Annotated in this window: 22 protein-coding genes, 1 tRNA gene and 1 pseudogene; 17 read left to right on the top strand and 7 right to left on the bottom strand. The window is 64.9% G+C overall.

The annotated features are described in order from the left end of the window. Position 1 precedes the first annotated feature (1 nt). The 4 genes from ACFQO4_RS08140 (at position 2) to ACFQO4_RS08125 (ending at position 5,353) form a co-directional block, all read left to right on the top strand. Positions 2 to 655 (top strand): hypothetical protein, encoded by a 654-nt coding sequence (locus ACFQO4_RS08140; protein WP_500260399.1) that lies wholly within the window; start codon positions 2 to 4, stop codon positions 653 to 655. A 206-nt stretch (positions 656 to 861) separates the two neighbouring features. Next, positions 862 to 2,154: a DUF7345 domain-containing protein gene (locus ACFQO4_RS08135; RefSeq protein WP_500260398.1), complete on the top strand. Its 1,293-nt coding sequence runs from the start codon at positions 862 to 864 to the stop codon at positions 2,152 to 2,154. A gap of 180 nt (positions 2,155 to 2,334) precedes the next feature. After that, a complete protein-coding gene (locus tag ACFQO4_RS08130) occupies positions 2,335 to 3,057 on the top strand; it encodes a hypothetical protein (protein ID WP_500260397.1) in 723 nt (240 codons plus the stop codon). Positions 3,058 to 3,292: 235 nt separating this feature from the next. Continuing rightward, positions 3,293 to 5,353 carry a DEAD/DEAH box helicase gene (locus tag ACFQO4_RS08125; protein WP_500260396.1) on the top strand — a complete coding sequence of 687 codons (2,061 nt, stop codon included), beginning with the start codon at positions 3,293 to 3,295 and terminating at the stop codon, positions 5,351 to 5,353. Between the two features lie 234 nt (positions 5,354 to 5,587). Here the strand turns inward: ACFQO4_RS08125 and ACFQO4_RS08120 are convergent, their stop codons facing one another. After that, positions 5,588 to 6,049, bottom strand: a complete 462-nt coding sequence (locus ACFQO4_RS08120) for a hypothetical protein (RefSeq protein ID WP_500260395.1) — start codon at positions 6,047 to 6,049, stop codon at positions 5,588 to 5,590. A gap of 233 nt (positions 6,050 to 6,282) precedes the next feature. Here ACFQO4_RS08120 and ACFQO4_RS08115 point away from each other — a divergent pair, with 233 nt between their 5' ends. Further along, positions 6,283 to 6,876: an NAD(P)/FAD-dependent oxidoreductase gene (locus ACFQO4_RS08115; RefSeq protein WP_500260394.1), complete on the top strand. Its 594-nt coding sequence runs from the start codon at positions 6,283 to 6,285 to the stop codon at positions 6,874 to 6,876. 79 nt (positions 6,877 to 6,955) lie between these two features. Here the strand turns inward: ACFQO4_RS08115 and ACFQO4_RS08110 are convergent, their stop codons facing one another. Next, positions 6,956 to 7,549 (bottom strand): IMP cyclohydrolase, encoded by a 594-nt coding sequence (locus ACFQO4_RS08110; protein ID WP_500260393.1) that lies wholly within the window; start codon positions 7,547 to 7,549, stop codon positions 6,956 to 6,958. Between the two features lie 127 nt (positions 7,550 to 7,676). Here ACFQO4_RS08110 and ACFQO4_RS08105 point away from each other — a divergent pair, with 127 nt between their 5' ends. The 6 genes and pseudogenes from ACFQO4_RS08105 to ACFQO4_RS08080 all read left to right on the top strand — a co-directional run bounded on the left by ACFQO4_RS08105 (position 7,677) and on the right by ACFQO4_RS08080 (position 14,092). After that, positions 7,677 to 8,267 (top strand): cupin domain-containing protein, encoded by a 591-nt coding sequence (locus tag ACFQO4_RS08105; RefSeq protein WP_500260392.1) that lies wholly within the window; start codon positions 7,677 to 7,679, stop codon positions 8,265 to 8,267. Between the two features lie 65 nt (positions 8,268 to 8,332). Continuing rightward, a tRNA-Gln gene (locus ACFQO4_RS08100) sits at positions 8,333 to 8,405 on the top strand. A gap of 142 nt (positions 8,406 to 8,547) precedes the next feature. Next, the gene (locus tag ACFQO4_RS08095; RefSeq protein WP_500260391.1) at positions 8,548 to 9,267 is read left to right on the top strand and encodes a rhodanese-like domain-containing protein; all 720 of its coding nucleotides are present in this window, start codon (positions 8,548 to 8,550) and stop codon (positions 9,265 to 9,267) included. Between the two features lie 209 nt (positions 9,268 to 9,476). Next, positions 9,477 to 10,106 carry an SWIM zinc finger family protein gene (locus tag ACFQO4_RS08090; protein WP_500260390.1) on the top strand — a complete coding sequence of 210 codons (630 nt, stop codon included), beginning with the start codon at positions 9,477 to 9,479 and terminating at the stop codon, positions 10,104 to 10,106. Between the two features lie 126 nt (positions 10,107 to 10,232). Next, positions 10,233 to 12,079: pseudogene (locus ACFQO4_RS08085) on the top strand (acyl-CoA dehydrogenase family protein). Between the two features lie 318 nt (positions 12,080 to 12,397). After that, entirely contained in the window at positions 12,398 to 14,092 is a 1,695-nt protein-coding gene (locus tag ACFQO4_RS08080; RefSeq protein WP_500260389.1) for an outer membrane protein assembly factor BamB family protein, read from the top strand. 93 nt (positions 14,093 to 14,185) lie between these two features. Here ACFQO4_RS08080 and ACFQO4_RS08075 read toward each other — a convergent pair whose 3' ends face one another. Further along, on the bottom strand, positions 14,186 to 14,395 hold the full coding sequence (locus tag ACFQO4_RS08075) for a DUF8143 family protein (protein ID WP_500260388.1): 210 nt from the start codon (positions 14,393 to 14,395) through the stop codon (positions 14,186 to 14,188). A gap of 61 nt (positions 14,396 to 14,456) precedes the next feature. On the opposite strand from ACFQO4_RS08075, the gene ACFQO4_RS08070 reads away from it, so the two are divergent. Next, a complete protein-coding gene (locus ACFQO4_RS08070; RefSeq protein WP_253431591.1) occupies positions 14,457 to 14,663 on the top strand; it encodes a zinc ribbon domain-containing protein in 207 nt (68 codons plus the stop codon). Positions 14,664 to 14,796: 133 nt separating this feature from the next. Here ACFQO4_RS08070 and hjc read toward each other — a convergent pair whose 3' ends face one another. After that, positions 14,797 to 15,318 (bottom strand): Holliday junction resolvase Hjc, encoded by a 522-nt coding sequence (gene hjc / locus ACFQO4_RS08065; RefSeq protein WP_500260387.1) that lies wholly within the window; start codon positions 15,316 to 15,318, stop codon positions 14,797 to 14,799. A gap of 127 nt (positions 15,319 to 15,445) precedes the next feature. On the opposite strand from hjc, the gene ACFQO4_RS08060 reads away from it, so the two are divergent. The 4 genes from ACFQO4_RS08060 to ACFQO4_RS08045 all read left to right on the top strand — a co-directional run bounded on the left by ACFQO4_RS08060 (position 15,446) and on the right by ACFQO4_RS08045 (position 21,042). Further along, positions 15,446 to 16,534 carry a saccharopine dehydrogenase family protein gene (locus ACFQO4_RS08060; RefSeq protein ID WP_500260386.1) on the top strand — a complete coding sequence of 363 codons (1,089 nt, stop codon included), beginning with the start codon at positions 15,446 to 15,448 and terminating at the stop codon, positions 16,532 to 16,534. Between the two features lie 67 nt (positions 16,535 to 16,601). Beyond that, on the top strand, positions 16,602 to 17,495 hold the full coding sequence (locus tag ACFQO4_RS08055) for a hypothetical protein (protein ID WP_500260385.1): 894 nt from the start codon (positions 16,602 to 16,604) through the stop codon (positions 17,493 to 17,495). 218 nt (positions 17,496 to 17,713) lie between these two features. Then, entirely contained in the window at positions 17,714 to 18,547 is an 834-nt protein-coding gene (locus ACFQO4_RS08050) for a DUF8593 domain-containing protein (RefSeq protein ID WP_500260384.1), read from the top strand. A gap of 191 nt (positions 18,548 to 18,738) precedes the next feature. Then, complete coding sequence (locus ACFQO4_RS08045) at positions 18,739 to 21,042, top strand: PAS domain-containing sensor histidine kinase (RefSeq protein WP_500260383.1); 2,304 nt, start codon at positions 18,739 to 18,741, stop codon at positions 21,040 to 21,042. Between the two features lie 74 nt (positions 21,043 to 21,116). On the opposite strand, the gene ACFQO4_RS08040 is transcribed toward ACFQO4_RS08045, so the two are convergent. Next, entirely contained in the window at positions 21,117 to 22,055 is a 939-nt protein-coding gene (locus ACFQO4_RS08040) for a DUF7983 family protein (protein ID WP_500260382.1), read from the bottom strand. A 140-nt stretch (positions 22,056 to 22,195) separates the two neighbouring features. Between ACFQO4_RS08040 and ACFQO4_RS08035 the strand changes: the two genes are divergently transcribed. After that, positions 22,196 to 22,654, top strand: coding sequence for a DUF8593 domain-containing protein (locus ACFQO4_RS08035; RefSeq protein ID WP_500260381.1), 459 nt, complete (start codon positions 22,196 to 22,198; stop codon positions 22,652 to 22,654). Positions 22,655 to 22,758: 104 nt separating this feature from the next. Here ACFQO4_RS08035 and ACFQO4_RS08030 read toward each other — a convergent pair whose 3' ends face one another. Together ACFQO4_RS08030 and ACFQO4_RS08025 are read right to left on the bottom strand one after the other, a co-directional pair. Continuing rightward, complete coding sequence (locus ACFQO4_RS08030) at positions 22,759 to 23,943, bottom strand: MFS transporter (RefSeq protein WP_500260380.1); 1,185 nt, start codon at positions 23,941 to 23,943, stop codon at positions 22,759 to 22,761. Between the two features lie 183 nt (positions 23,944 to 24,126). Then, positions 24,127 to 24,420 (bottom strand): SUI1 family translation initiation factor, encoded by a 294-nt coding sequence (locus tag ACFQO4_RS08025; RefSeq protein WP_254158939.1) that lies wholly within the window; start codon positions 24,418 to 24,420, stop codon positions 24,127 to 24,129. Between the last annotated feature and the right edge of the window lie 69 nt (positions 24,421 to 24,489).

Genomic DNA, 24,489 nt, shown 5'->3' with positions numbered 1-24,489 from the left:
CATGAACCGAACAACGCTGATCGCAGCCGTGCTGGCAGTACTCGTGATAATGACCGGCTTCGCCGCCGCAGTACCCGGAAACGCGCCCACGTCCGTGGGTGCGGACGACGACAGCTCCGACGTTTCGGCGGAAGATCGCGACGGTGCTGACGACCGTGCCGACGATCGAGCCGAGGACCGGGGCGAGAACGCAGATATCGCCGACGACCGACGTGGGAACGCCGCTGGCGCCGATCGCGGTGCGGACGCCCGCCAGGGACAGGGTCCGAACGTCGACCTGCCCGCGCAGGTCCCCGATCACGTCTCCGCGATCCACGACCGTATCGCGGCCTTCCTGGACGGCACCCTCGAGGGCACGCTCGGCGAGGCGATCCGTGACGTGACGCCAGGTGATGAGGAGGAGAACGACGAGCAGGAGTCCGACGAAAGCGACGACCGTAACGAGGCCGACGACGAGGAAACGGATGAAAGCGACGAGGGTGGCGACGACAGCGACGAAAGCGACGAGCAGAACGACGAAGGAGGCGAAGACACGGACGAAAGTGACGACGAGCAGGGGACCAACGACAGCGACGAAAACGGCGAAAACGACGAAGAAGGCGAAGACGCGGAAGACGCTGACGACGTCGAGGACTCGAACGCCAACGACGACTGAGACGAACCTTCGCCCCACGCGACGGAGTCACCGACACTCGAGATGGACGTGACAGCTCCAGAAATCTGTCCACCCTGATATGTTTGTCGTCTTCGAGGCTGTTCGATATCGTTCCGGCCGACCGTTTTGAACGATACGTACCCGAACCGATACCCGCTTTTTCTCACTTTCGTGTATTTTAAGCGACGTGGCAAGCATCGACTCGTATGAATCGTCGCGTCGGCGCAATTGTCCTGGTGGTCTTGCTCTGCTTCTCCGGCGTCGGACCGACAGCCGGCGTATTCGGGACGGCCGCGGCCGGAGCGACGCAACCCGAATCGAACGCGTTCCAGCAGGACCAGATCGACGCCGACGAGGTCCGGATGGACGTCGCTATTCAGTCCGACGGGACCGCCGAGTGGACGCTCGAGTTCTGGATTCGGCTCGACGACGACGAGAGCGAGGCGGCGTTCGAATCGTTGCGCCAGGAGATCCGCGATAATCCCGACAATTACACGCATTCGTTCGCCGACCGGATGACCGAGACGGCCGCGACGGCGAGTGAAGCGACGGGTCGGGAGATGGCCGTCGACGGGTTCGATGTGGAGACCCAGCGGCAGTCGCTCGCGCGCGAGTACGGTGTCGTCAGGTACACGTTCGACTGGCACGGCTTCGCCGCCGTCGAAGACGGCGAGATCCGCGTCGGCGACGCCATCGAAGGGATCTATCTCGACGAGGGGACGAGATTGCTCGTCGAGTGGCCGGAGGGATACGAACGCACCGCGGTCGCACCCGATCCCGACGACGAACGCGACCGCGCGGTGATCTGGCGCGGCGGCGAGACCGATTTCGTCTCCGGGGAGCCTCGAGTGGTCCTCGCCGCCGGTGGGGGCCCGAGCACGACGACCGTGGTCGCTGCTGCGCTCGCCGTCGTCGTACTCGCCGCCGGTGGGGCCTGGTGGTATCGAAATCGCGATCAGCCAGCCGGCCAGGACGGCGGCAGTGGGGATACGGTCACCCACTCCGGTGTACAGGCAGCGTCTCGAGTCGACGAAACCGGCGCCGACCTCGACGACTCCGGGGACGAACCGGGAACTCGAGACGGACCAGCGTCTGAACCGCCGGCCGATCGGTCGACGTCGCCGCCTGATCAGTCGGCATCATCGGCGAATCAGCCACCGTCGTCGGCCGAACAATCGGCGTCGCCCATCGCCGGGACTCCTGACGTGGAACTTCTGAGCAACGAAGAGCAGGTCATCCGTCTCCTCGAGTCCCGTGGCGGCCGGATGAAACAGCAATCGGTCGTCGAGGAACTCGATTGGACGGACGCGAAAACCAGTAAAGTCGTCACCGGCCTCCGCGAGGAGGGCAAACTCGAGTCGTTCCGACTGGGTCGGGAAAACGTGCTCTCGCTTCCGGAGGTGGAGGGCCCAGGAGGGGCGGATTCCGAGGGTGGCGACTCGTCGGCAACCGGCGGTGGCGGTGATGACGGAGGCGACGGAGGTGACGAACGACCGTGATCCGCTCGGCCGTCTGCCTCGAGTCTGCGGTGATGGCAATGCCGGAACCGCCAGAACCGCCAAAATCGACGAAATCGATAGATGGAACCGGATCGAAAACGGCGTTGAATCGCGTTGATGGTCGTTGATCCGGGGCCATCGACTCCAACGTATATCGTCGAACCAGTCCAATAGCCACCAATGAATCGACGCACATCGATGGCACTGACGGTTGTCCTCCTCGCAGTGGCGGTAGCGGTTCCGCTGGCCGCGGCGAGCGTCGTCCCCAACGGGGCCGTCCAGGAGGAATCCGACGCCGAGAACGAATCGATTGCCCCCGGCGAACAGCTCTCGGCCGCAGTCGGCGTCCAGAACGCCGAACTTGACGGTGACGTCTCCGAACGAACCTTCGGTCTCGAACTGGCGAACGCCGAGTCCGACGAGGCGAAGGCGGCGATCATCGCCGAGCGCCACGGAGAAGACGAAACCCGGCTCACGGACCTCGAGGGGAGACTCGAGGAACTCGATGAATCCCGGGAGACAGGCGAGATCAGCGAGGGACGTTATCGCGCCGATGTCGCGAAGGTCGTCGCCGAGATGGGAAGCGTCGAGCGACGTGCTGCCATCGGCGCGAACGCCGCCGGTGAGTTGCCAAGCGACGTTCTCTCGGCGCAGGGCGTCGACGTCGAGGAGATTCGGACGCTCCGGGAGCGTGCCGGCGAGCGTGGCGGACCGGACACTGCAGCGACGGCGCGGTCGATCGCCGGCGAGGGCGTCGGCCAGCCGATGGACGACCGGTCGCCCGACGGCGGGAATGAACCGGCTCGAGACGGCGGGAACGAGACGCCGGGAGACCACGGCAACGAGAGCGCTGGAGACGGCGGGAACGAGAGCGCCGACGCGGAATCGTCGCAGGGACGGTAATCTCGAGCAATCGCAGAACAGGCGGTACTCTCGAGCTATCGTCAACGACGAGATTTACCACCGCTACCGGCTCTCGAGCCCCGTCTCTCCCATTTCTGTCTCGACTCGAGGCTTTTGCACGCTGGCAGAACGGTCACTGTGTCGTCCGAATTAAAATATAGTTTTTATAGCGTAGATACACCGGCGATCGGCCGAGTCCGAACCGCTCAAGTACGCTACGCTGTTACTGACGGGCGTGTCAAAACAGGTCCCCGAGGTCGAGACGCTCTTTTGTCACGAGACCGGGAACGACTACCTCGTGGTGGTCACCCGGGACGGAAAGCGGCTGTTCCGGGCAAAACTCGGCGTCTCGGAGACCTCGGCAGGACCACGACCCGCGAAGTTTCGCGTCAAGCGCAACTCGAGCGAAGAGCCCCGTCAGCCGGACGAGTTCGTCGACCTCGCTCGTCGCGCCGGCCGCATCCGCATCTCCGAGCAGACCTCTCCCGAGGGCCGCCGGGAACTCGAGGAAATGTTCGCGGGCTACCAGCTCGAGGAAAAGACGAAGGTGGTCCGAACCTGTCGGTACTGCGCGTCCTCGGGCCGGTACTCCCCAATCACGACCGAAACGGCGATCAAGGACGACGAGGACTGGATCTGCACCGACTGCGCCGCTCGCGAACTCGAGCGTGAACTCTCCTACGTCGGGAACGTGACGGGGGCGGCGAAGGACCGCCTGGAGGACCTCATGCTCGAGGTACAGGACCTCCAGCGGATCACGAACCTGCTGAAGGGGCGACTGGATCCGGATCTCACGAAGTTCGACACCATCTCCGCGACGACCGACGAGGTTGATCCGGTGGGCGTCGACACCCTCAACCTGCATCCGGGCCTGCAGAATTTGCTCGAGGACCGGTTCGACACCCTGCTGCCGGTCCAGAGCCTCTCGGTCGAGAACGGCCTGTTCGACGGGGACGACCAGCTGGTCGTGAGCGCCACGGCGACGGGGAAGACGCTCGTGGGGGAACTCGCGGGGCTCAACCGCGTGCTCAACGGGAAGGGAAAACTGCTCTTTCTCGTGCCCCTCGTCGCGCTGGCCAATCAAAAGTACGAGGACTTCCAGGACGAGTACGGCCACCTCGTGGACGTCTCCATCCGCGTCGGCGCGAGCCGAATCGCCGACTCTGGCAACCAGTTCGACCCGAACGCGGACGTCATCGTCGGCACCTACGAGGGGATCGACCACGCGCTGCGGACGGGCAAGGACATGGGCGACATCGGCACCGTCGTCATCGACGAGGTTCACACGCTGAAGGAGGAAGAGCGAGGTCACCGCCTCGACGGCCTCATCTCGAGACTGAAGTACACGACCGAAAAGCGCGCGGCGGCCCGGGAGGAGTACGGCGGCGCCCAGTGGATCTACCTCTCTGCGACCGTCGGAAACGCCGAACAGCTAGGCCAAGCGCTCGAGGCCACCCTGATCGAGTTCGAGGAGCGCCCGGTTCCCATCGAGCGCCACGTCACGTTCGCCGACGGTCGCGAGAAGGTGAACGTCGAGAACAAACTCGTGAGACGGGAGTTCGACACCGAGTCCTCGAAGGGGTACCGCGGCCAGACGATAATCTTCACCAACTCCCGCAGGCGGTGTCACGAGATCTCGCGAAAGCTCGAGTACAACGCGGCGCCGTACCACGCGGGGCTCGATTATCGGCGACGCAAGCGCGTCGAGAAGATGTTCGCCGACCAGGACCTCGCGGCGGTCGTCACCACTGCAGCGCTCGCCGCGGGCGTCGACTTCCCGGCCTCGCAGGTGATCTTCGACTCGCTGGCGATGGGCATCGAGTGGCTCTCGGTCCAGGAGTTCCACCAGATGCTCGGGCGGGCGGGACGACCGGACTACCACGACCAGGGGACCGTCTACGTCCTGGTCGAACCCGACTGCAGCTACCACAACTCGATGGAGATGACCGAGGACGAAGTGGCCTTCAAGCTCCTCAAGGGGGAGATGGAGCCGGTGATGACCCACTACGACGAGGACGGCGCCATCGAGGAGACCCTGGCGAACATCACGGTCGGCGGGAAGGCGGCGAAGGCGCTCAACGACCGGATGCTCGGCGAGGTGCCGACGACCCACGCCATCGGCAAGTTACTCGAGTACGACTTCATCGACGGCTTCTCGCCGACACCGCTGGGGCGCGTGGTCACCGAACACTTCCTCTCGCCCGGGGAGGCGTTCGCGATCGTCGACGGCATCCGCAAGGACGCCCATCCCTACGACCTGATCGCTGACATCGAGTTGCGGGAATCCGATCTGTAGCGGTTTTCGGGTCTGTCGACGCCTGAGACGGTCCCGTGTGACTCTGTTGGGATTCTCGAGACGGCGTTTCAGTGAACACAACGTGCTGTGGCTCGATACTCCTCGAATTGTTCGAAAGGCTCGAAAGGCTCGAGATGGTCGTCTGGCGAGTGCTTCTCACTTTCTCCGTTTTACTGCTCCCGACTAACAGTCAGTGCAGGTGAGTATTGTACTGGTTCTCTGTCGACCGATCTATCAGACCAAAACAAACAGGAATACGATGACAATCGGCGGTGTCGCTACCAGCACGAAAATGTGGCGCCAGGTGCCATATGGCGGTTCCGCGATGTCTCTCGAGCGACGATTCCACTCGTAGGCAATCCACGAACCCAGAATAACCGCCAGTATCGCGATTAGTGCAATTGCGAACATCACGAAGCTCCACCCAACAAGAACGTCGAACAGTCCAAATCCAGCGACCGTTCCCAAAATACCTCCTCCCAGTAGTGAATCCGTCGGAAGTTGAAGATTGCGACCCAGGAACACTACCCCGAGTGTAACCAGGGCAAACCAGGCGGCTGGAAGCACAAACGAGAGAGACGGGTACACCGAGGTTACATCACTACTATTTGTTATCAGATAAAGAACTCCAGCCGGAACAACCAGACCGTAAACGAAGGCTATTCCGAAGAGAAATATATCTGGTTTATCGTTCATACTATCATACATTATCTACTCTCGTATATATGTTCACTATCTGTAGTTTATGTGGAACCCAACCATCATCCGTACGAGATAGGAGTCGAAATGGAGGACCGGGTTACACTTTTGAGGAGATTACACTGTGTGGCCCCTCGAGATACTGAAGCCGAAAAATCAGAGGGCTCGTTACTCGAGACCAGTTCGCCGCCTTCCACACGCTTATTCGCGTTCCTGTGTAATTTCAACCCATGACGGACGTACTGATCGTCGGCGGCGGTCCAGCCGGATTGAGCGCGGCCCTGTTCACCGGAAAGAACGGCCTCGAGACGACCGTCTACGACACGGACGCGACGTGGATGCACAAGGCTCACCTGTTCAACTACCCGGGCGTCCAGTCGATGGACGGTTCCCGGTACCTCGAGACCCTCCGCGAGCAGGTCGACGACTTCGGCGTCGATCGCCAGCAGGGCGTGGAAGTCACGGGCGTCGAGTCCACGGGCGACGGCTACCGCGTCGCGACCGAAGACGGCGAGGAGACGGCGCCCTATCTCGTGCTCGCGACGGGTGCCAACCGCGACCTCGCGGAGGACCTGGGCTGTGACTTCACGGACGATGACGTCGTCGACGTCGATATCACGATGGAGACCAGCCTCGAGAACGCCTACGCCACGGGGGCGATGGGACGCGCCGAGGAGTGGCAGGCGGTCATTTCGGCGGGTGACGGCGCGGCGGCGGCGCTCAACATCCTGACGAAGGAGAAGGGCGAGCACTACCACGACTTCGACGTGCCGGACGACGCGAAGGCGCTGTTCGGCTCGCTGGTGGACGAGGGCGACGAGTAACGTACTCTCGAAACGCTCGAGTTCCGGACTCGCGCTTCCGTATTCGGTTCTAGACTCGGGCAGACTGCACCCGTTCTATTCAGTTCTCGCCGTTGTCGATCGCCGTCTCGAACCCCTCGTCGGTTCGGACGACGCCAGCGGCACAGACGGCGTGTTCGAACTCGGCCTCGAGTACCTCGCTCGCCGCGTCAAGGGCGTCCGTTGGTTCGAACTCGAACGCTTCCGGCGTATTTTTCTCGTAGGTGGCCACGAGTGTCGGCTCCTCGACAGTTTCGACGAGCAGGGCGTCCCGACGGACGGTGGCGATCAGAGCCTCGCCGTCGGCGTCGATGGTCGCCACGATTCGGGGCGTGTCGTAGTCGTCTTTCTCGAAGTCTAGCGCGAGCAACGCGGTGGCGAGGGCGTCGCGAGCGGGGTAGCCAAGCTCGAGTTTCTCCGCGATGGGGTCGACGTGTGAGCCGTTGCCGAAGGCGACCGTTTCGCCGGTCGGCGTCTCCACCACGCGCAGGCAGTTGTAGGCGACGTAGGGGTTGTCCGTCTCGGGCGCGTCGGGAGTGGGGCCGACGGTGAGCGCCTCCTCGCGGGCGGTAATCTGGCGATTGGGAAACGAACGGGAGGAGACGCGGTAGGCGCCCGCGTCCGGACCGACGACGACGAATCGTCCGACGTACATACGCGTTCGTGTGCATCTAGAGGGAAAATAGGTGTCGATGTATGCACGACCGTCCCGCTTCGGCACCGCCATCCGTTATCAGTCGTCCCGACCTCGATTTTATCTTCCTGGAGCGAAACGCTCGCGTATGCAACCCGTCGAGATCGACGCCCTCGAGCCCGTCGAGTTCGCCGACGGTGGCCGACGGCGGGAACTCTCGGGCGCGCTGGAAACGTCGGATCTCGCGATCAACGAGTACCGGATCCCGCCGGGCGGGGAGTTTCCGGGTGGCTTGCACGCACACCGTGACCAGGAGGAGGTGTTCGTAATCCTGTCGGGCGTCGCGACGTTCGAGACGCTGTCGGGTACGGTTACCGTCGCAGAGAGCGAGGCGGTGCGATTCGGTCGCGGAACCTTTCAGTCCGGCAAAAACGGTGGTGACACGGAACTGGTGGTGCTGGCACTCGGCGCACCACGGAAAACCGAGGACGTCAGGGTACCAGCTTCCTGTCCGGATTGTGGGGACGAACCCCTGCGACTGCGAACCGACGAGGGGACGGTCACGTTTGAGTGTCCGAACTGCGACAGTACGTTCGAGGGCGACCGCTGCCCCGTCTGTGGGGGCGAGGACCTCGCGTTCGCTCGAGGAACAGGCGTCGACGGCAGCATCGAGTCGGCTATCGTTCGCTGTCACGGCTGCGAGGAGACGTTCGAGGAACCGCCAATTTCCGAGCGATGATCGTTCCGCCTGGTCCGATACGACAGTCATAAGTAGTGGCCGCGCGAATCTCGTTCTGCGCTCGCAGACCCATGGGGTAGCGGCCAATCCTGAAGCCTTCTGGGGGCTTCGACCCAGGTTCGAATCCTGGTGGGTCTACTTCTCAAACTTCGACTCGAGCCCGATCGTAGCCCTTGCTAGCGGTTTCCACTCGAAATGAAGGGGTTCTCTCATCGAAATTACCGGCGAGAAGCGGGGTTTACACCAGAAGGTTTAGACGGTGGCACGACCTGAAACCCGTATGCGACGACGTACGGTTCTCGGGGCGGTCGGGATCGCTTCGATATCGGGTCTATCGGGCTGTCTCGGATCGATCCTCGAGGACGAGGACTCGCCCGGTGGAGACGCGACGAACGACGAGGGATACGACACGGAATCGCAGGGCGGTCAGACTGTCCCCCTGGTCCCGCTCGAGGACGCCTACGAGTGGTACGAGGCCGACGAAGCGGAGTTCCTGGACACGCGCGGAGCGGGACAGTACGGCGCCTCGCACATCGAAGGGGCGCACCTGAGCACGGCGCCCGACGGCGTCGAGGGCGACCCGACGAAGGAGTGGAGCGAGGACACCCGGATCGTCACCTACTGTGGCTGTCCGCACTCGCTGGCCGTCCTCCGGGCGAGCGAACTGCTCGCGGACGGCTTCGAGAACGTCTACGCGCTCGACGAGGGGTACAACGGGTGGACCGACGCGGGCTATCCGACCGCGGGCGAGAGCGCCGAGTCCATCCCCACTTACGAGATCGTCGGTCGGTCCTCGCCGGACCACGAGGGCGAGTACGTCTGGCTCTCGACGCTCGACGAATCCCAGCAAGAGATCTCGCAGGTCGAGGCCGACGGTTCCTACGAACTCCTCGTTCGCTTCGCTGACGTCGACGAGGAGACCGTCCTGTCGCTCGAGGCACCGGACTACGTGCTCGAGGCGACCCTCGGCGAGTTGACGACCGGCGTCGTGGACGCCTGACGGACGTTCGACGTTTCTCACCTCGGATTCTGTACCGGTTCGCATGCCCTCCGCTCGACTCACGCTCTCCGCGTTGGCGTCGAACCGAGACGGCCCGCGCACCGAATTGTCCTGAACAGTCAGTATCGGCTGACCGAGGGTTTAGGGTGCTCGAGCCCCTATTACTGTCGAATAGCCCGACGACCGAATCCACCACTATCGACGCATCCATGAACACAGTCGCGTCACCGAAAGCATCGCTCCCCCTCCCGCCCCGCCGACACCTCGACGACCGGTCGGTCCGGGCGAGAACCGATCGTATGTCCGTACTCCCGCTCGGCGACGGCCTCTACGAGGTCGAGGCCGGCAGCGGCGCAACCTACCTGGTCGACCTCGAGGCCGGCCGGTGTACCTGTCCCGACCACGTCTTCCGGGACGCCCGGTGTAAGCACGTCCGCCGAATCGCCATCGAGATTACCGAGGGGCGGACGCCGCCGCCGGGCCAGCTCGCCGTCCCCTGTTTCGACTGTGGCGACCCGACGTTCGTTGACGAGGACGGCCCGGAAGCCGACGGTCCGGCCTACTGCGACGAGCACGCCGTCTACCCCGGCGACCGCGTCCGCGACCGGGAAACCGGCGACCGCCTGACGGTCGTCGACGTCTCGGACCTTCGGGCGGACGCCGTCCACATCAGCGCCGCCGACACCTCAGTCGCCGACTACGTCACCAACAGGCGCTACGACTCCGACGTGCCGGTCGTCGGCGCCGTGTATCCCCACGCAACGGTCGCCCGAAATGGCCCCGTTCCCGAGTCGCTACGCGTGTACGTCTTCCCGCGGACGCGCCTCGAGAAGGTCTGAGCCTGAGCCACCTCTGAACTCGTTCTGAGGTCTGGTTGGGCGCCAGCGACTGCCGACAACCAGGCGCAACGCCCCATCCGTTGGTTTCGCCCCGTTTTATCGTCGTCCGAATCCGAGTACTCGGGTATGACGATCACGGACGACCGAATCGACTACGGCGCCCTCGAGGAGGGTCGCCACGTCAACTACTGGACCTTCGACCGGGCGCTCCAGCGCGAGGTTGCCCGCATTTACACCGAGGACGAACTCGAGTGGGCCAGCCCGCGCCTCGAGGCGTTCGGCGAGCTCGTCGGGCACACGGTGGCCGACAACGCGGACGTGATCGACGACCACGGGCCGGAACTCGAGCCCTACGACAAACACGGCGAGGTGCAGAACCGGGTTCGCTACCCGCCCGAACAGCTCGAGAACGAGCGCCTGGTCTACGAGACCGGAATCGTCGCCGACGCGTTCGAGGCGCCACCGGGTCGCGACGACCCGATGCCTCTGGTGCACAACCTCGTCATGCAGCACCTGCTCTGTTACGCCGACGTCGGCTTCGATTGCCCGGTCGCGATGACCGCGGGGGCCGCGCTGGTCCTCGAGAAGTTCGACGACGGGAGCCTCGAGTCCTACTACGACGGCCTGACGAGCCGCGCCTACGACGACCTGATCGAGGGGCGATGTTCCTCACCGAGAAGCAGGGCGGCAGCGACGTCGGCGCCACCGAAACCCGCGCCGAGTGGGACGAGGATGCCGGGTGCTACCGCCTCACCGGCGAAAAGTGGTTCTGCTCGAACGTCGACGCCCAGGGGACACTCGCTCTCGCTCGAATCGAAGGCGCACCCGACGGCACGAGCGGGCTCTCGCTGTTTCTCGTGCCGCACGAACTCGAGGGGAAGCTGAACGACCAGCTGTATCGCCGCCTGAAGGACAAGCTAGGGACCGTTGCGGTTCCAACGGGCGAAGTCGAGTTCCGGGGTGCGAAGGCGTTTCTCGTCGGCGAACCAGAGAACGGGTTCCGGCAGATGGCCGAGATGCTCAACCTCGAGCGCCTCTCGAACGCCGCCGCGTCGTGCGGACTCATCGGTCGGGCGCTGCTCGAGAGCAAAGTCAGGGCGGCCAATCGGGAAGCCTTCGGAAAACCGATCGACCAGCACCCGCTGGTGCGACGGGACCTGGTCGACATGGTCGTCGATCACGAGGCGGCGACGGCGTTCACGATGGAGGCCGCGCGGCTGTTCTCGATCCGGGAGCGGGCCGAGCGGGCGGCGCGTGGGGACCTCGAAATCCCGGACGGCCGCCTCGAGGAACTCGAGGCCGAAGGGGAACACGCCTACCGACTCATGCGACTGCTGATCCCTATCGCGAAAGCCCGGACGGGTCGGATGGCCGTCGACACCGCCTCCTACGCGATGGAGATCCAGGGCGGCAACGGCTACGTGAACGACTTCATCACCAACCGCCTGCTGCGCGATGCCCAGGTGCTCCCCATCTGGGAGGGGACCGAGAACATCCTCTCGCTCGACGTGCTCCGCGCGCTCGAGCGTGAAGACGCTCACGAGCCGTTCCTCGAGGTCGTGGAGGCGCGGCTCGAGGCCGTTTCGCACTCGCTCCTTGCGGATTCCGCCGAGGCGGTCGAGAGGGAGTTTCAGGATCTCGGGACCGCACTCGCCGAACTGGCGACGGAGGACGTCGAGTACGCTCAGCTCCAGGCCAAGGAGCTGACTCACTACGTCTTCGACGTCTTCACCGCGGCGCTGTTGCTCGAGGAGGCCCAGCGAGCGCTCGAGGGCCGGCGTGATGGCCACGACGGTGGCGATCCCGACGCCCGCCTCGCACTCGTCGCTCGGCGATTCATCGATCGGCAGTTCGACGCTCGGGCGGCCCGTGGGATCACGAGCGGCGACCGGTTCGCGCTCGAGCACTTCGATGCGGTCGTGGGTTACGGTGCGGTTGACCCGGCGACCCTCGATCGGCCGGAAACACAGTAATGACGGGCCAGAACCGCGGCTAGCATAGTGTGGTGGTAGCAGCCATAGTCGTATTCTCGAACCGGATCGACAGCCGCTCGAGAACGCGTCCCACTCGAGCAATCTCTCCTACTATCAACTGCTTCACGTATCGAAATCGTCACTTTGGAAGGCTCTCGAAACCGCTCGCGGCCTGAACGGCGCCCTCGAGTGTGTACGATCGAACGGTTGAGTGGTCGCGGTGCGTACCGGTAGATCCGTCGGTTTGTCCATGGCGAACTGTTTCATTAACAAATTATCTGGTGGGTATTGATATTTTAGTTTCCGCCCATTGCGAGTATGTCCGGTTACGACAGACGTGATTTCCTGAAACACAGCGCAGTAGCAGTGGTACTCGCGGGGAGCGCCTACTCAGCGAGTGCGGTAACGGACGGGGACTCCAACGTACTCGACTCGCTTCCCGACCCGGAAATCGGACCGAGCGGGGCGAACGACACGTGGTCGAATCGGGCGAACTCCGGGAACACGAAGTTCGTCGAGGGCGAGCGAACGTTCGACGAGAACGCTCTCGAGGTGGCGTGGACGGTCGACGCCGGCGCCGAAATCGCGCTCGACGACGAGCGAGTGTACTGTAGTGTGGACGACTCCATCGCCGCACTCGACCCCGAGGACGGGTCGGTACAGTGGCGAAACGACGACGTCCAGGCGAGTAATCCGACGGTCATCGACGATACCGTCTACGCGAGCGGAGACGAGGTCTACGCGTTCGATCGATCAGATGGGTCACTACGCTGGGAATCGTCCATCGGCTCTGAGGAGGCTGTTTCTTCGATGACGGTTGCCTACGGGGGCATTTACGTCGTCGCCGACGGTGTCGTGTACGGATTGGACGCCGAAGACGGCTCGGTACGCTGGCAGATTCAGACGATCACGGTCGACGGGTACGACGGTGAAGAGACCTACGAGAAGGAGTTCCGCGGCACGTGCGCGGCGAACGGGGTCGTCTACGCGTCGAACAAACACGTACTCTTCGCGCTCGAGCCCGAAACGGGCGAGGAGGTGTGGCGACACCACGATGCCGTCGCCCCAGATGAGTTCCACGAGAACGGTGCGATGATCGTCACCGATAGCGCTCTCCTCGCCAATAGCATCGAGAGAGGGGGCTGGGTAGGGCTCGATCCAATTACGGGAGAGCACCTGGAAAACAGCTCGTTCGTGTGGGGTAGATTCACACTGAAGGGGTCGCTGGCCGTTTCCAGCGTCCGAGAGAGTCCGGGGGACTCCAGTCTGACCGTGATGGATCTCGAGAGCGGAGCGGAACGCTGGCGGACGTCCGCTCCGGTGGTTGGCGATTCCGGCGTAGTTGCCGGAGACACACTCTACGCTTACTTCGGGTATGCAGAGAGTGACCAACAGGAGTACGAAAACGACCTGGTCGCCTTCGACCTCGACGACGGGACGGTGCAGTGGGTCCTCTCGCTCTCTGACGAGTTCGATCGCCACGAGATTACGGCAATCGGTGACGACGCGATCTATCTCTCTCGAGACCGTACCAATAACGACGGTATCGTCGCAATCCACGAACCTGACGACGACGGGTCGGGTGACGACGGAGACGACGAACAGGATGACGGCGACGAAAGCGACGGCGACGGAAGCGACGACGCCGACGGAGAGGATGACCAGGACGACGACGGAGATAACGAGGACGAGGAAACGAGTGGTGATGATGGAGACGACGATGACGACAGCGACGGCACAAACGACGGCGACACGTGCGGGTGTCCCAACGACGACGAAAACGACGATGGCGAGGATACGACCGGATCCGACGGAAACGTATCCGACGACGATGACGAGACCACGACCGACTCCGACGACGGAGCCGACGGGGCTAACGAGGCCGAAGAACGCACCTCCCAGACGGACGCAGACGAGTCACCCGGTTTCACGACCGGCGCAGGGATCTTCGGCGGGCTCCTCGGCCTCGAGTGGCTGCGCCGGCAGTCGAATACGGACGAACCGGAGGAGTAACAGGAGTTGTCGGGTGCAGGGAATCTCGACGAGAGTCGGCTGTACCCCCACTCCGTGGTCTCGCTCGACCTGATCGGGATCCGCTCCTCTCTCCTACTCGGATTCCCTCGAGTCTGCCACCGTCGATTCGGCGTTTCGAGACCGGGCTCGAGCGTCGCGTCCGCCGAGGCTCATCGCCTCGCGTTCGGCGCTCTCTCGATCGACGACCTCCGGGTTCGTGGTTTCGTCGCTGATCAGCACGTAGAGCGCAAGCGGCACCAGCAGCGAGAGGAGGAGCACGAAGGCGACGAATCCGGCGGTCATAGGTGCCAATTCGACGTTCAGCGACAATAAAGTATTCAAACATCCGTCACGAACGGCGCGTATGGTCTCCGATAGCGATCAGGGCTGTCCGAAGTGCGGCCACACCGAGACGGAAGTCGACGACATCGCCACCTCCGGCACCGGCCTCTCGAAGATCTTCGACATCCAGAACCGTCGCTTTCGCGTCGTCTCGTGTACCAACTGCGGCTACTCGGAACTGTACCGCGGCAACTCGAGTAACGACATGATCGACCTCTTCTTGGGGTGAATCGGCTCGAGGGTGCCGTTTCGACTCGAGACCTCAATCTCGACTCGACGCTACTCGAGTGTCAGCACACTATGGCGGTCTACTCGAACACCGACACCCACTGACGGCCTACTCGAGCGTCGCCGTCCCTGCCCTACTCGAGTATTGTCGCCGCCTCCTCGACGTCCATCACACCCTGCTCGACCGCCCGGAGGACGCGTACGATTTCGGGATCCGGCCCCGAGTCAGTGGCGTCTCCGACCTCCTCGAGGGTGACCTTCTGCGAGCGGCCGACGAACTCGTCGAAGTCGGTACCTTCGGCGACAGCGGTCTCCTTTTTCACGCGGTAGTTCCCGCCGTCGGTGACGTGGAGGTCGCCGGGGTGGAAGAAGTACCAGTCCTCGCGGTCGAACCGGACGCCGATGCGGGGTTTTGCGCCGAAGTTCTGCGCGAAGTAGATGAGCGCCTCGACCTCCTCGCCGGTGAGGTAGATGGGGTTGCCGGCGCTCGATTTGGCCTCGATCGCGTAGAAGGTCTCGCCGTCGCCGGCGAGTACGTCGGGCAGTTCGCGTTCGGTCGCAGAGCCGCTGGCGGGCGCTCGCATGACGGCGAACCCGGCCTCGTCGAGCAGGTTGACGAGTTCGCGTTCCCGGCGGTCGCCCTTCGCCTGAGACATGTCCCCCTCTCGCCACCGAATCGTTATAAACCGGCCGACTACGGCCGAGGCCGCCCTCCACCCGTCGAAGGCGCCGTCGGCTTACGCCAGCCAACCGTTTAACCGCCGGGTCGTGGAACGCGTCGGTATGTCGTCGCTCCTGCTGTACGGCTCGTACGGGTTCGTCGGGTCGCTCGTCGCCGAGGCGGCCGTCGATCGAGGCATCGACGTGATCCTCGCCGGTCGAGACGGCGATCGGGTAGCCGATCAGGTCGACGAACTCGGACGCCCTGGCCGACGGTTCGCTCTCGACGATCCGTCGACCGTGGCCGAAGCGCTCGAGGACGTCGCGTGCGTGTTGAACTGTGCGGGCCCGTTCTCGAACACCGCCGACCCGCTCGTCGAGGCCTGCATCCGAACCGGAACCGACTACGTCGACATCACCGGCGAGATTCCCGTCATCGAGTCGATTCACGACCGCGACGTGGACGCCTGCGAGGCCGGCGTGACGCTGCTCCCGGCCGCGGGGTTCTCCGTGATCGCGATGGACTGCCTCGCAGCCCACCTCGCGGAGCGGTTTCCCGGCGCCTCGGCGCTCGCACTGGGGGTCGACTCGATCCGGGTGCCGTCGGTCGGCACGCTCAGAACGGTCGTCGAGGGCGTCGACACCGGCGGTGCGATTCGCCGGAATGGCCACCTCGAGCGCGTCCCGGCCGGGTGGCGGACGCGGTGGATCGACTTCGGACGCGGCGAGCGACCGGCCGTCACCGTGCCCATGGGCGACGTGTCGGCGGCGTACTACACGACCGGGGTGCCGAACGTCGAAGTGTACGCGATGATGCCCCCGCCCGCCCGCCTCGGTCTCAAGTCACATCGGCTGCTCGCCCCGGTGCTCGCGAGAGATCCCGTGCAACGGGCGCTGAAGGCAGTCGCCGAACTCGTCCGCGAGGGACCGTCCGAGCGGGCGCGAGAGCGGGGGTCGGCCCTCGTCTGGGGCGAGGCGCGCGAGGGCGACGTGCGCGTCGTCTCGCGACTCGAGACGCCCGATCCGTACGTGGTGACCGTTGACGGCGCCGTCGCGGCGGCTCGACGGGTGCTCGCCGGCGACGCCGACGAGGGCTTTTGCACGCCGGCGGGCGCGTTCGGACCCGAGTTCGTCTTCGACCTCGAGCGGGTGTCGGGGTCGTTCGACGACGACGAGAAACAGATCGAGTCGGGCGCGATGCCCGCCGAGTGACCTTCGAAACCGTTACCTTTCGACGGCCGGCGTTCGACTTAGGTGCCCCGGCGTTGGACGTTCTCGCGTGCCGTCGAACACGCTCGACGATCGGGATCGAACGATCCTCGAGGCACTCGAGGACGGCCCCGCGGGAATCGAGGCGCTCTCGGACCGCCTCGATACGGGGCCCGACGGCGTCGCTGACAGCCTCGAGCACCTCGCGGACAACGGACTCGTGAGCCGCGGCGACGACCGGTACGAACTCACCGACAACGGCCGGCGCGTCCTCGAAGCGACCCCTGTCGGCGGGCGTGATTACCGGATCGACACCCCCGACGAGGTCGAACGGGTCCTCGAGTCGCGCGACCTGCGACCGGACGAGGCGTCGGCCGTCCGCGCAGCGTTCTCGTTCCTCCGGTACTGGGGCGAGGCCACAGCCGCGGAGGTAATCGACGCGACCTACAGCGAGGTCCCCGCGGGCTACGAGTCGGCCGAGCGGTGGTGGTCCGAGTGCGTTCACGATAGCCTCGAGGCCCTGCCAACCGTCGCGCGCTCGGGCGACGAGGACCTCGGCGAACGGTGGCGCTACGAGGGAACCCCGGCGATCGACCGTCCGGAAGACGGTGACGGACGGGACGTTCCGGACCCGCCCTCGGTTCGACACTCGATCGGAAGTGCCCGACACGCCCTCGAGAGCCTCGAACCTTCGCCAGCGGAGCGAGCGACCGCTCGGGCGGCGTTCGTCGTGCTCGCCGAGCGCGGACGGGCGACGGTCGACGACCTCCTCGAAGCGATCGAGGGCGGGCACTCGACGGAACACGAGTCGGGCGACGGCCCAGCCGAGGCGCTTTCGTCCCTCCTCCTCGAGATTCCCGGCGTCTCGCGGGTCGGCGAGACCGAGGACCCCGACTCCACTCCCGTCCTGCGGTACGAACCGGTGCCCGAGGACCTCGAATCGGACCGACGCGACTCGAGTTGAGGGACTTCGGCCCGCGGGTTGCGTGAGCAGCGATCACCTGTTTGTTGCCGATGCGTGTCGATCAACCCATGAGCGACACCGACCGAGTGCTCGAGCAGTCGTGAGGGACGCTGAAGGCGGTTCGTGAAGGGCGATTACAGCGCGAATCGAAAGGACTGGCCGAGGCAGGACCATGCAGGCACGAACCACTTCGAACGGGCTGTGTTAGATCGACTCGTATGAGTCCAGTATTCACCGCGGACGATGTCGGCAAGTCGGTCGAGACCGCGTCGGGAGACACGGTCGGTATCGTCACTGCCGTCGACCCCGGGACGGCCTACGTCGAACCGGACCCGGAGATGGCGGCCTCCACGAGGGCCGCGCTCGGGTGGGGCGGCCGGGAGGACGCCGTCCCCCTCGCGGACGACGCCGTCGACCGGGTTACGGAGGACGCGGTTCGGCTCGACCCGTCGTTCCCCGGGGAGGACCTGACGAGCGACGCGAGCCCGGCCGACTCGGAGTTGCCATCGTCGGAAGCCTCGGGGAAGAACACCCCCGCTCCCGACGAGGAGTACACACCAGGGGAACCGGTCACGAGCAACCAGGAGGAGCCGTCGGCGCCGCCCGGGGAGGACGATCCGGACCCAGGGGCGGACGCGGGGGAGCGAATCGACGGGGACGAAGAGCGTCGAGGAGAACCGGCCGGCAACCCGGCGGACGTCACGGATCCCGTCGGCGAAATCGACGCCGCAGACGAGACGGATCCGCTCGCGGACGGCGACTCGAGCGGGTCGGTCGACCCGGCCACAGACCTCGAGGAACTCGAGGAGATCGAGGAAGCCCAGCGCCGGGAACTCGAGGTGGATCCGACCGAACTCACGGACCGTGACCCGGAAGCCGAGGTTCGTCCGGGCGAGGACGTCGGCCAGCGGACTGACGCGGCGGTCGAACCGGACGCGGTTCGCGAGGGCCTCGAGGGCTCGAAGCGTTCGGACTCCGACGGCGACGAGGAAGAACGCCGAACGGAAAGCGGCGATGAGGCCGACGAGCGGGACGACGAATCGAACCGGTAAGGTTCTTGCCTCGTCGGACGTTGCCTTCGTTTTCTTTCCCTCCCGCTTCTTCTCCGAGCGTCGTTTGCGGCGAACGCTCTCTCTGCGCGACTCGTCTGTCGACTCCCTCGACTTCTCGAGGACGCGCCGAATCCATCCCCGATGCAGCGCGACGGGGAGCGTTTATCACCACCAACATTGTGCACGCAGTCATGAATCGACGAGCGGACGCGACGGATGGGGCGTTCTGGGCCGATTCCGACGCCGACGTGGCGCTCGAGCGATTCCGTACGCTCGTCAACGCCGTCAGCGACGGAATCTACCAGCTCGATCCCGCCGGCCGCTTCACTGCGGTCAACGACGTCATCGTCGAGATGACCGGGTACGAACGAGCCGAACTCCTCGGCGAACACGTCTCCTTCGTCCTCGAGGACGACGACGTCGAACGAATCCGACGGGCCATCGAGGAGCACCTTTCGGCCGACGGTCGACTGAACCGAACGTTCGAACTCGCCGTCAGAACCGCGGACGGAGAGGAAATTCCCTGTGAACTTCGACCGAACGTCCTTCTCGAAGATGGAATGTTCGAAGGGACCGTGGGGATCGTCCGCGACGTGTCCGACCGGAATCACGTGGAACGGCGACTCGTGGATCGCGAACAGCAACTCCGACTCGAGCGCGACCTGACCGACCAGATTCTCGAGACGAGTCCGATCGGCATTCAGGTGCTCGACTCGGACGGCGAGGTCACGCGAATGAACGACCGCCTCAGGGAGATGCTCGAGATCCCGGAGCGCGAGGTGCAGACGTACGACCCGTCGAACCGAGCGGTCTACGACGAGACCGGGGAGCGAATTTCGACCGCAGACCACCCTTTCGCGATCACGCTGGAGACGGGAGAACCGGTGTACGATCGGCACTTCCGGGTTGATCTCCCCAGCGGCGACCGTCGCTGGTTCTCGATCAACGCCGCGCCCCTCTTCGACGACGCGGGGACCATCGAACGCGTCGTGACGACCGGCGAAGACATCACCGACCTCAAAGAGCGCGAACGCGCGCTCGAGCGTCGACAACGCGAGCTCACGGCCGAACTGGACGAGATCTACGGCCGCATCACCGACGGCGTCATCGCGCTGAACGACGACTGGGAGTTCACCCATGTCAACGAGAGCGCTGAATCGATTCTCGACGCCGCCGAGGACGAACTCCTCGGACGGGTGATCTGGGACGCGTTCCCGGAGGTCGTCGACACTGAGTTCGAGCGGCGGTACCGCGAGGCGATGACGACGCAGGAGCCCGTCTCGATGGTGGATTACTTCGAGCCGTACGACGCCTGGTTCGAGGAACACGTCTACCCCTCCGAGACGGGCGTATCGGTCTACTTCCGGGACGTCACCGAGCACAGGGTGCGCGAACGAAAACTCGAGAAGTCCGAGCAGCGTCACCGGACGCTCGCGGAGTGCTTTCCGAACGGGTTGGTGACGCTCTTCGACGACGACCTCACGTACACGCTGGCGGCCGGGCAGGGTTTCGACCGCATTCCGGTGGACCCGGCCGATCTGGAGGGGAACCGGGCGTGTGACGTTTGGTCGGACGAAACGTGGAGCGCGCTCGAGCCCGCCTTCCGGGCCGCGCTCGAGGGGGAAGAGCGGTCGGTCGAACTCTCCTACGCCGACCGGGAGTGGGTGCTCCATGCGGTTCCGATCACTGACGAACGGGGCGACGTCTTCGCCGGAATGACGATGGCCCAGGACATCACGGAGCGCAAGGAGTACGAGCGGAAACTCGAAGAGACGGTCGAGCGACTCGAGGAGTCGAACGAACGCCTCGAGCAGTTCGCCTACGCCGCCTCCCACGACCTCCAGGAACCGCTGCGAATGGTCTCGAGTTACCTGCAACTGCTCGAGCAGCGCTACGAGGAGGTTCTCAACGAGGACGGCGAGGAGTTCCTGGAATTCGCCGTCGACGGCGCCGACCGCATGCGTGAGATGATCGACGGACTCCTCGCGTACTCCCGCGTCGACACGGAGAGCGGTTCGCTCGAGCCGGTCGACCTCGACGCCGTCCTCGACGATGCGCTCGATAACCTTCGAATCCAGATCGACGAAGCAGGCGCCGATATTACGAGGGACAACCTGCCACGGGTCGACGGGGACGCGACCCAGTTACAGCAGGTCTTCCAGAACCTCCTGGACAACGCGATCACGTACAGCGGGGACGACCCGCCTCAAATTCGGATTGAGTCCGGCCACCGGGGGACGAAGCCGGTGATTTCGATCCGGGATAACGGCATCGGCATCGCTCCCGAGGACCAGGATCGCATCTTCACGATCTTCAACCGGCTGCACAGTCGCGAGGAGCACGACGGAGCGGGCATCGGGCTCGCGCTCTGTCAGCGGATCGTCGACCGTCACGGCGGAGATATCTGGGTTCGATCGACACTCGGCGAGGGAACGACGTTCTCGTTCACGCTTTCGAGAGCGGAGGACTGGGGCGAGGACCAGCCGCAGCGATAGAGAGCAGCCGTCACGAAACCGGGGTGACTCACGAACTCGGGCAGAGTTGATCTACCATACGGCCCGCCACCCGATCACCCCGCCGAGAGCGCCTCCTCGAGCCGCTGCTCGAGGTCGCTGAGGTCGTCGTAGAGCGACTCGTCGATCTGGCCGGCGGTTTCCGCGTCGACGTCCTCGAGGCGCTCGGCCAGCCCCTGCAGCCGGGAGTACTTCTCGCCCTCGTCGACACCGGTCTTCTGGACGTACACCTGCTGCTCGACGTCGTAGACGGCGTCGGGCTCGAGGTCGGTTACCGCCAGGACGACGTCCAGCTTGTCGGAATCGACCCCGAGCACCCACTCGTGGGGGATGCCGTGCTCGTCGAGGGCGTCCAGGACGACGTCCTCGTCTTTCGGCTGGCGCCGGTCGCGGGTCGTTCGCCGGACCGTCCCGAAGCGACCGTGGAGCTGTTGATCGGGGCCGAGCCGCTCGAGGAGCGTCTCGCCGGCCGTTCGCCGCACCCGATCGGACCCCCGCTGGACGTCCGAGAGCAGGACGTACAGGTCGGTCAGAGTCTCCGTGTCGAGCGTCGACGGCTCGACGCGTCCGTCGCGTCCGAGGCGCTCGAGCTGATCGGCGAGCAGGGTGGCGTCGTCGTGCACCCGCTCGAGGCTCGTCCGGGCGTCCTCGGGCGAGACGAGGTGCGGGCTCTCACCCGCGACGGCCTCCTCCGGGGCACGCTCGAGGGTCTCGCCGTCGGAGACGTGTTCGTCCGAACAGCTCAGGACGCTCGCGTACGGTTCGACGCCCGGCGGGAGTTCCGCGAGCGGGATCGGGCCGCCCTCGAGTTGCTCGGCCAGCACGTCGAACTGTTCGCGGTGGAGCGGGCGTTCCTCGCCGCTGTCGACGAACTGGACCACGAGTCGGTCCTCGAGCGCGTCGGTAATTCGGAAGGCGCGCTCGGAGACCGGCGTCACGAGTTCGCTTCCAGACTCGAGGCCTCTACACGCGTCGCGAAGGGCATTCCAGTCCATAGGGAACGGTCCACGGCCACCTCGAAAAGCCATTGCCGCGTGTGTGCTGGGTGGTGGCTCGACTCCGACGATGGGATTCTGACGCCGCCGGCGATGGGACGGCGTCTACGCTCGAACGACCCTCCCGGACCTGCCAGCCGATGCAGGCACCACACTATTCGCTCGAGGCGGGGCTAGCCCAGTGTATGTGCGCCACCTTCACGGCTGACGACGTCGGAAAGACAGTCGAAAACGACGAGGGAGCGGCGGTCGGCGTCGTCGTTTCGGTCGAGGACGAAACCGCGTTCGTCGAACCGGAGCCGGGCGTCGTCGATTCGCTCAGGGCAGCCCTCGGCTGGTCGTCCGACCCTCAGGACGCCGTCCCGCTCCACGAGAGCGACGTTCGAACGGTCGACGAGGCGATCCGACTCGAGGCGTTTCCCTCGAGCGAGGGGCCGTCCTGGGACGAGCGGGAGGCGGGCGACGGCGAGAGCGAGGGCGGCGTCGATACGGCGAAAACCGAAGATTCGGGCGCGTCTCGTCCCGCGGACATCGAGGACGCCCCGCCGGAAGGCGACCAGACGGTCACGAAGGAACGGGAATTGAACGAGGAACACTGACGCTTCCGTCGCTTCGGCTCCATGGCTCGACGAAACTATATTTTCTATAGTAATAAGCCGAACCGATAGAATCCTCGAAGAGATCGTCTCGAGGATCTGGCAGATCAGTATCCCAGGCCGAGAGCCCGGTTCGTGACCAGCGCGAGGAGGACGACGACCAGGAGACCGGCAAGAATCGTGAAGGCGACGTTCCAGCCGAGGACGTCGGCGAAGAGGCCGGTCGCGACGGAGCCGAGTGAGCCGACGACGCCGTAGACGGTCCGGACGAGGCCGAAGCCGGCCCCGCGCTCTTCGTCGGTGAGGTTGTCCATGATCCGCGGGAGCAGGGCCGCACCCCAACCCAGGCCCGTCCCGACGAGCAGGACGGCGAGGATGATCGAGGGAAAGCCGGGGCCGAAGACGAACAGGAGGAGGCCGCTCGAGCCGAGCACCATGCAGCCGGCGGCGGCGAGGTCGCGGCCGTAGCGGTCGGAGACGGCGCCGACGGCGACCTGGGTGAGCGCCTGCACGACGAAGTACGCTGAGAAGACGATGCCTGCGAGGGTCTGGGAGTGGCCCCGGTGTTCGATCAGAAAGGTGGGCAGGAACGACGAGAGCGCCTGCCAGACGAACGCCGCCAGAATCGACAGGCACACGGTGAACGCGATGGGCGGACGCGAGAGCACCTCGAGCAGGGGCTCGAGTTCGAACCGGTCGCGCATCGGCTGGTCGGGGCGGCGCGGCTCGGTCGGTTCGACGTAGCGGGAGAATAGGACGAAGATCGGGACGGCGGCGACGACGCCGAGGGCGATGGCGTAGCGCCAGCCGAGGACGACGGCGATCCAGGCGGCCAGCGCCGGGGCGACGAGGCCGGCGAGCGGGCCGCCGCCGTTGTGGACGCCGATGGCGGAGCCGATGTTGTCGTAAGTTCGGGTCAGGAGCGTCGTCGCGACGCTGTAGTGGAGGCCCGCGACGGCGCCGAGTACGAGCGTCGCCAGCAGGAAGATCGGAAACGCCGGGGAGACGGCGATGAGGAGGCTCGTGACCGCCGTGCCACCGACGGCGACCAGGATGACGGGTCGCTCGCCGAAGCGGTCGGCCAGGATGCCGCTAGGGAACTGCGCGAGGAAGTAGGTCATCCAGAGGCCGGTGAGCGCGATGCCGACGACGAAGTTCGAGACGCCGAAGGCGTCGGTGACGTCGGTGACGACCGGGCTGATCACTAGTCGGGCGACCATCGTCGCGAAGAACGCGAGCGTACAGAGCGCGAGGACGGTCTCTCGGTAGCGCCATCGATTCAGCAGGTCCATCGTCGTCGGTTTCGTCGTTCGTCGTCAGTTTCGTCTCGAGGCTGCGGGCGGCTGGCTGCCGTTCTCTCCGTGGCAACCCGACACGCTCGAGTGTCGTGTTATTCTCGAGTCGGTGTCCCAAAGAACGCGTCGGTTGCGGCAGTCGAGCGACCGATCGTGCTCGACGACAAAAAGGTGTAAGTGCTACTCCTGGACCTGGAATCCGCGTTCGCGGAGGAGTGGCGGAAGTCGACTGCGGTGATCCCCCTGAAGCTCGATTCGACCCTCTTCGACGGTGCCACCGGTTCCGAGCGCCTGTTTGAGTTCGGACGCGGTCGATTTCAGGTCCGCCGTCGAGAGGTCGAACCCCTCGAGAATCGTGACGGGTTTTCCGTATCGGCGCTTCTCGAGGCGGATCGTGAGCACCTGTTCGGCGACGGTGAGGTCGTCGTGGGAGTCGAGTTCGTCGAGCAGGTCGTCGAGGTCGTCGTTTGACACGGTACGTGTGCTACGTTTTCGAGTACCAAAGCGTTGTCTCTCGACCGAATTGACTGTCACTCGAGGGAA

Origin of the sequence: Saliphagus sp. GCM10025334 (assembly GCF_042663485.1) — an archaeon.
GTDB lineage: Archaea > Halobacteriota > Halobacteria > Halobacteriales > Natrialbaceae > Natronosalvus.
The sequence above is the reverse complement of the archived record's forward strand: the minus strand, read 5'-3'. Positions and strand labels throughout refer to the sequence as shown.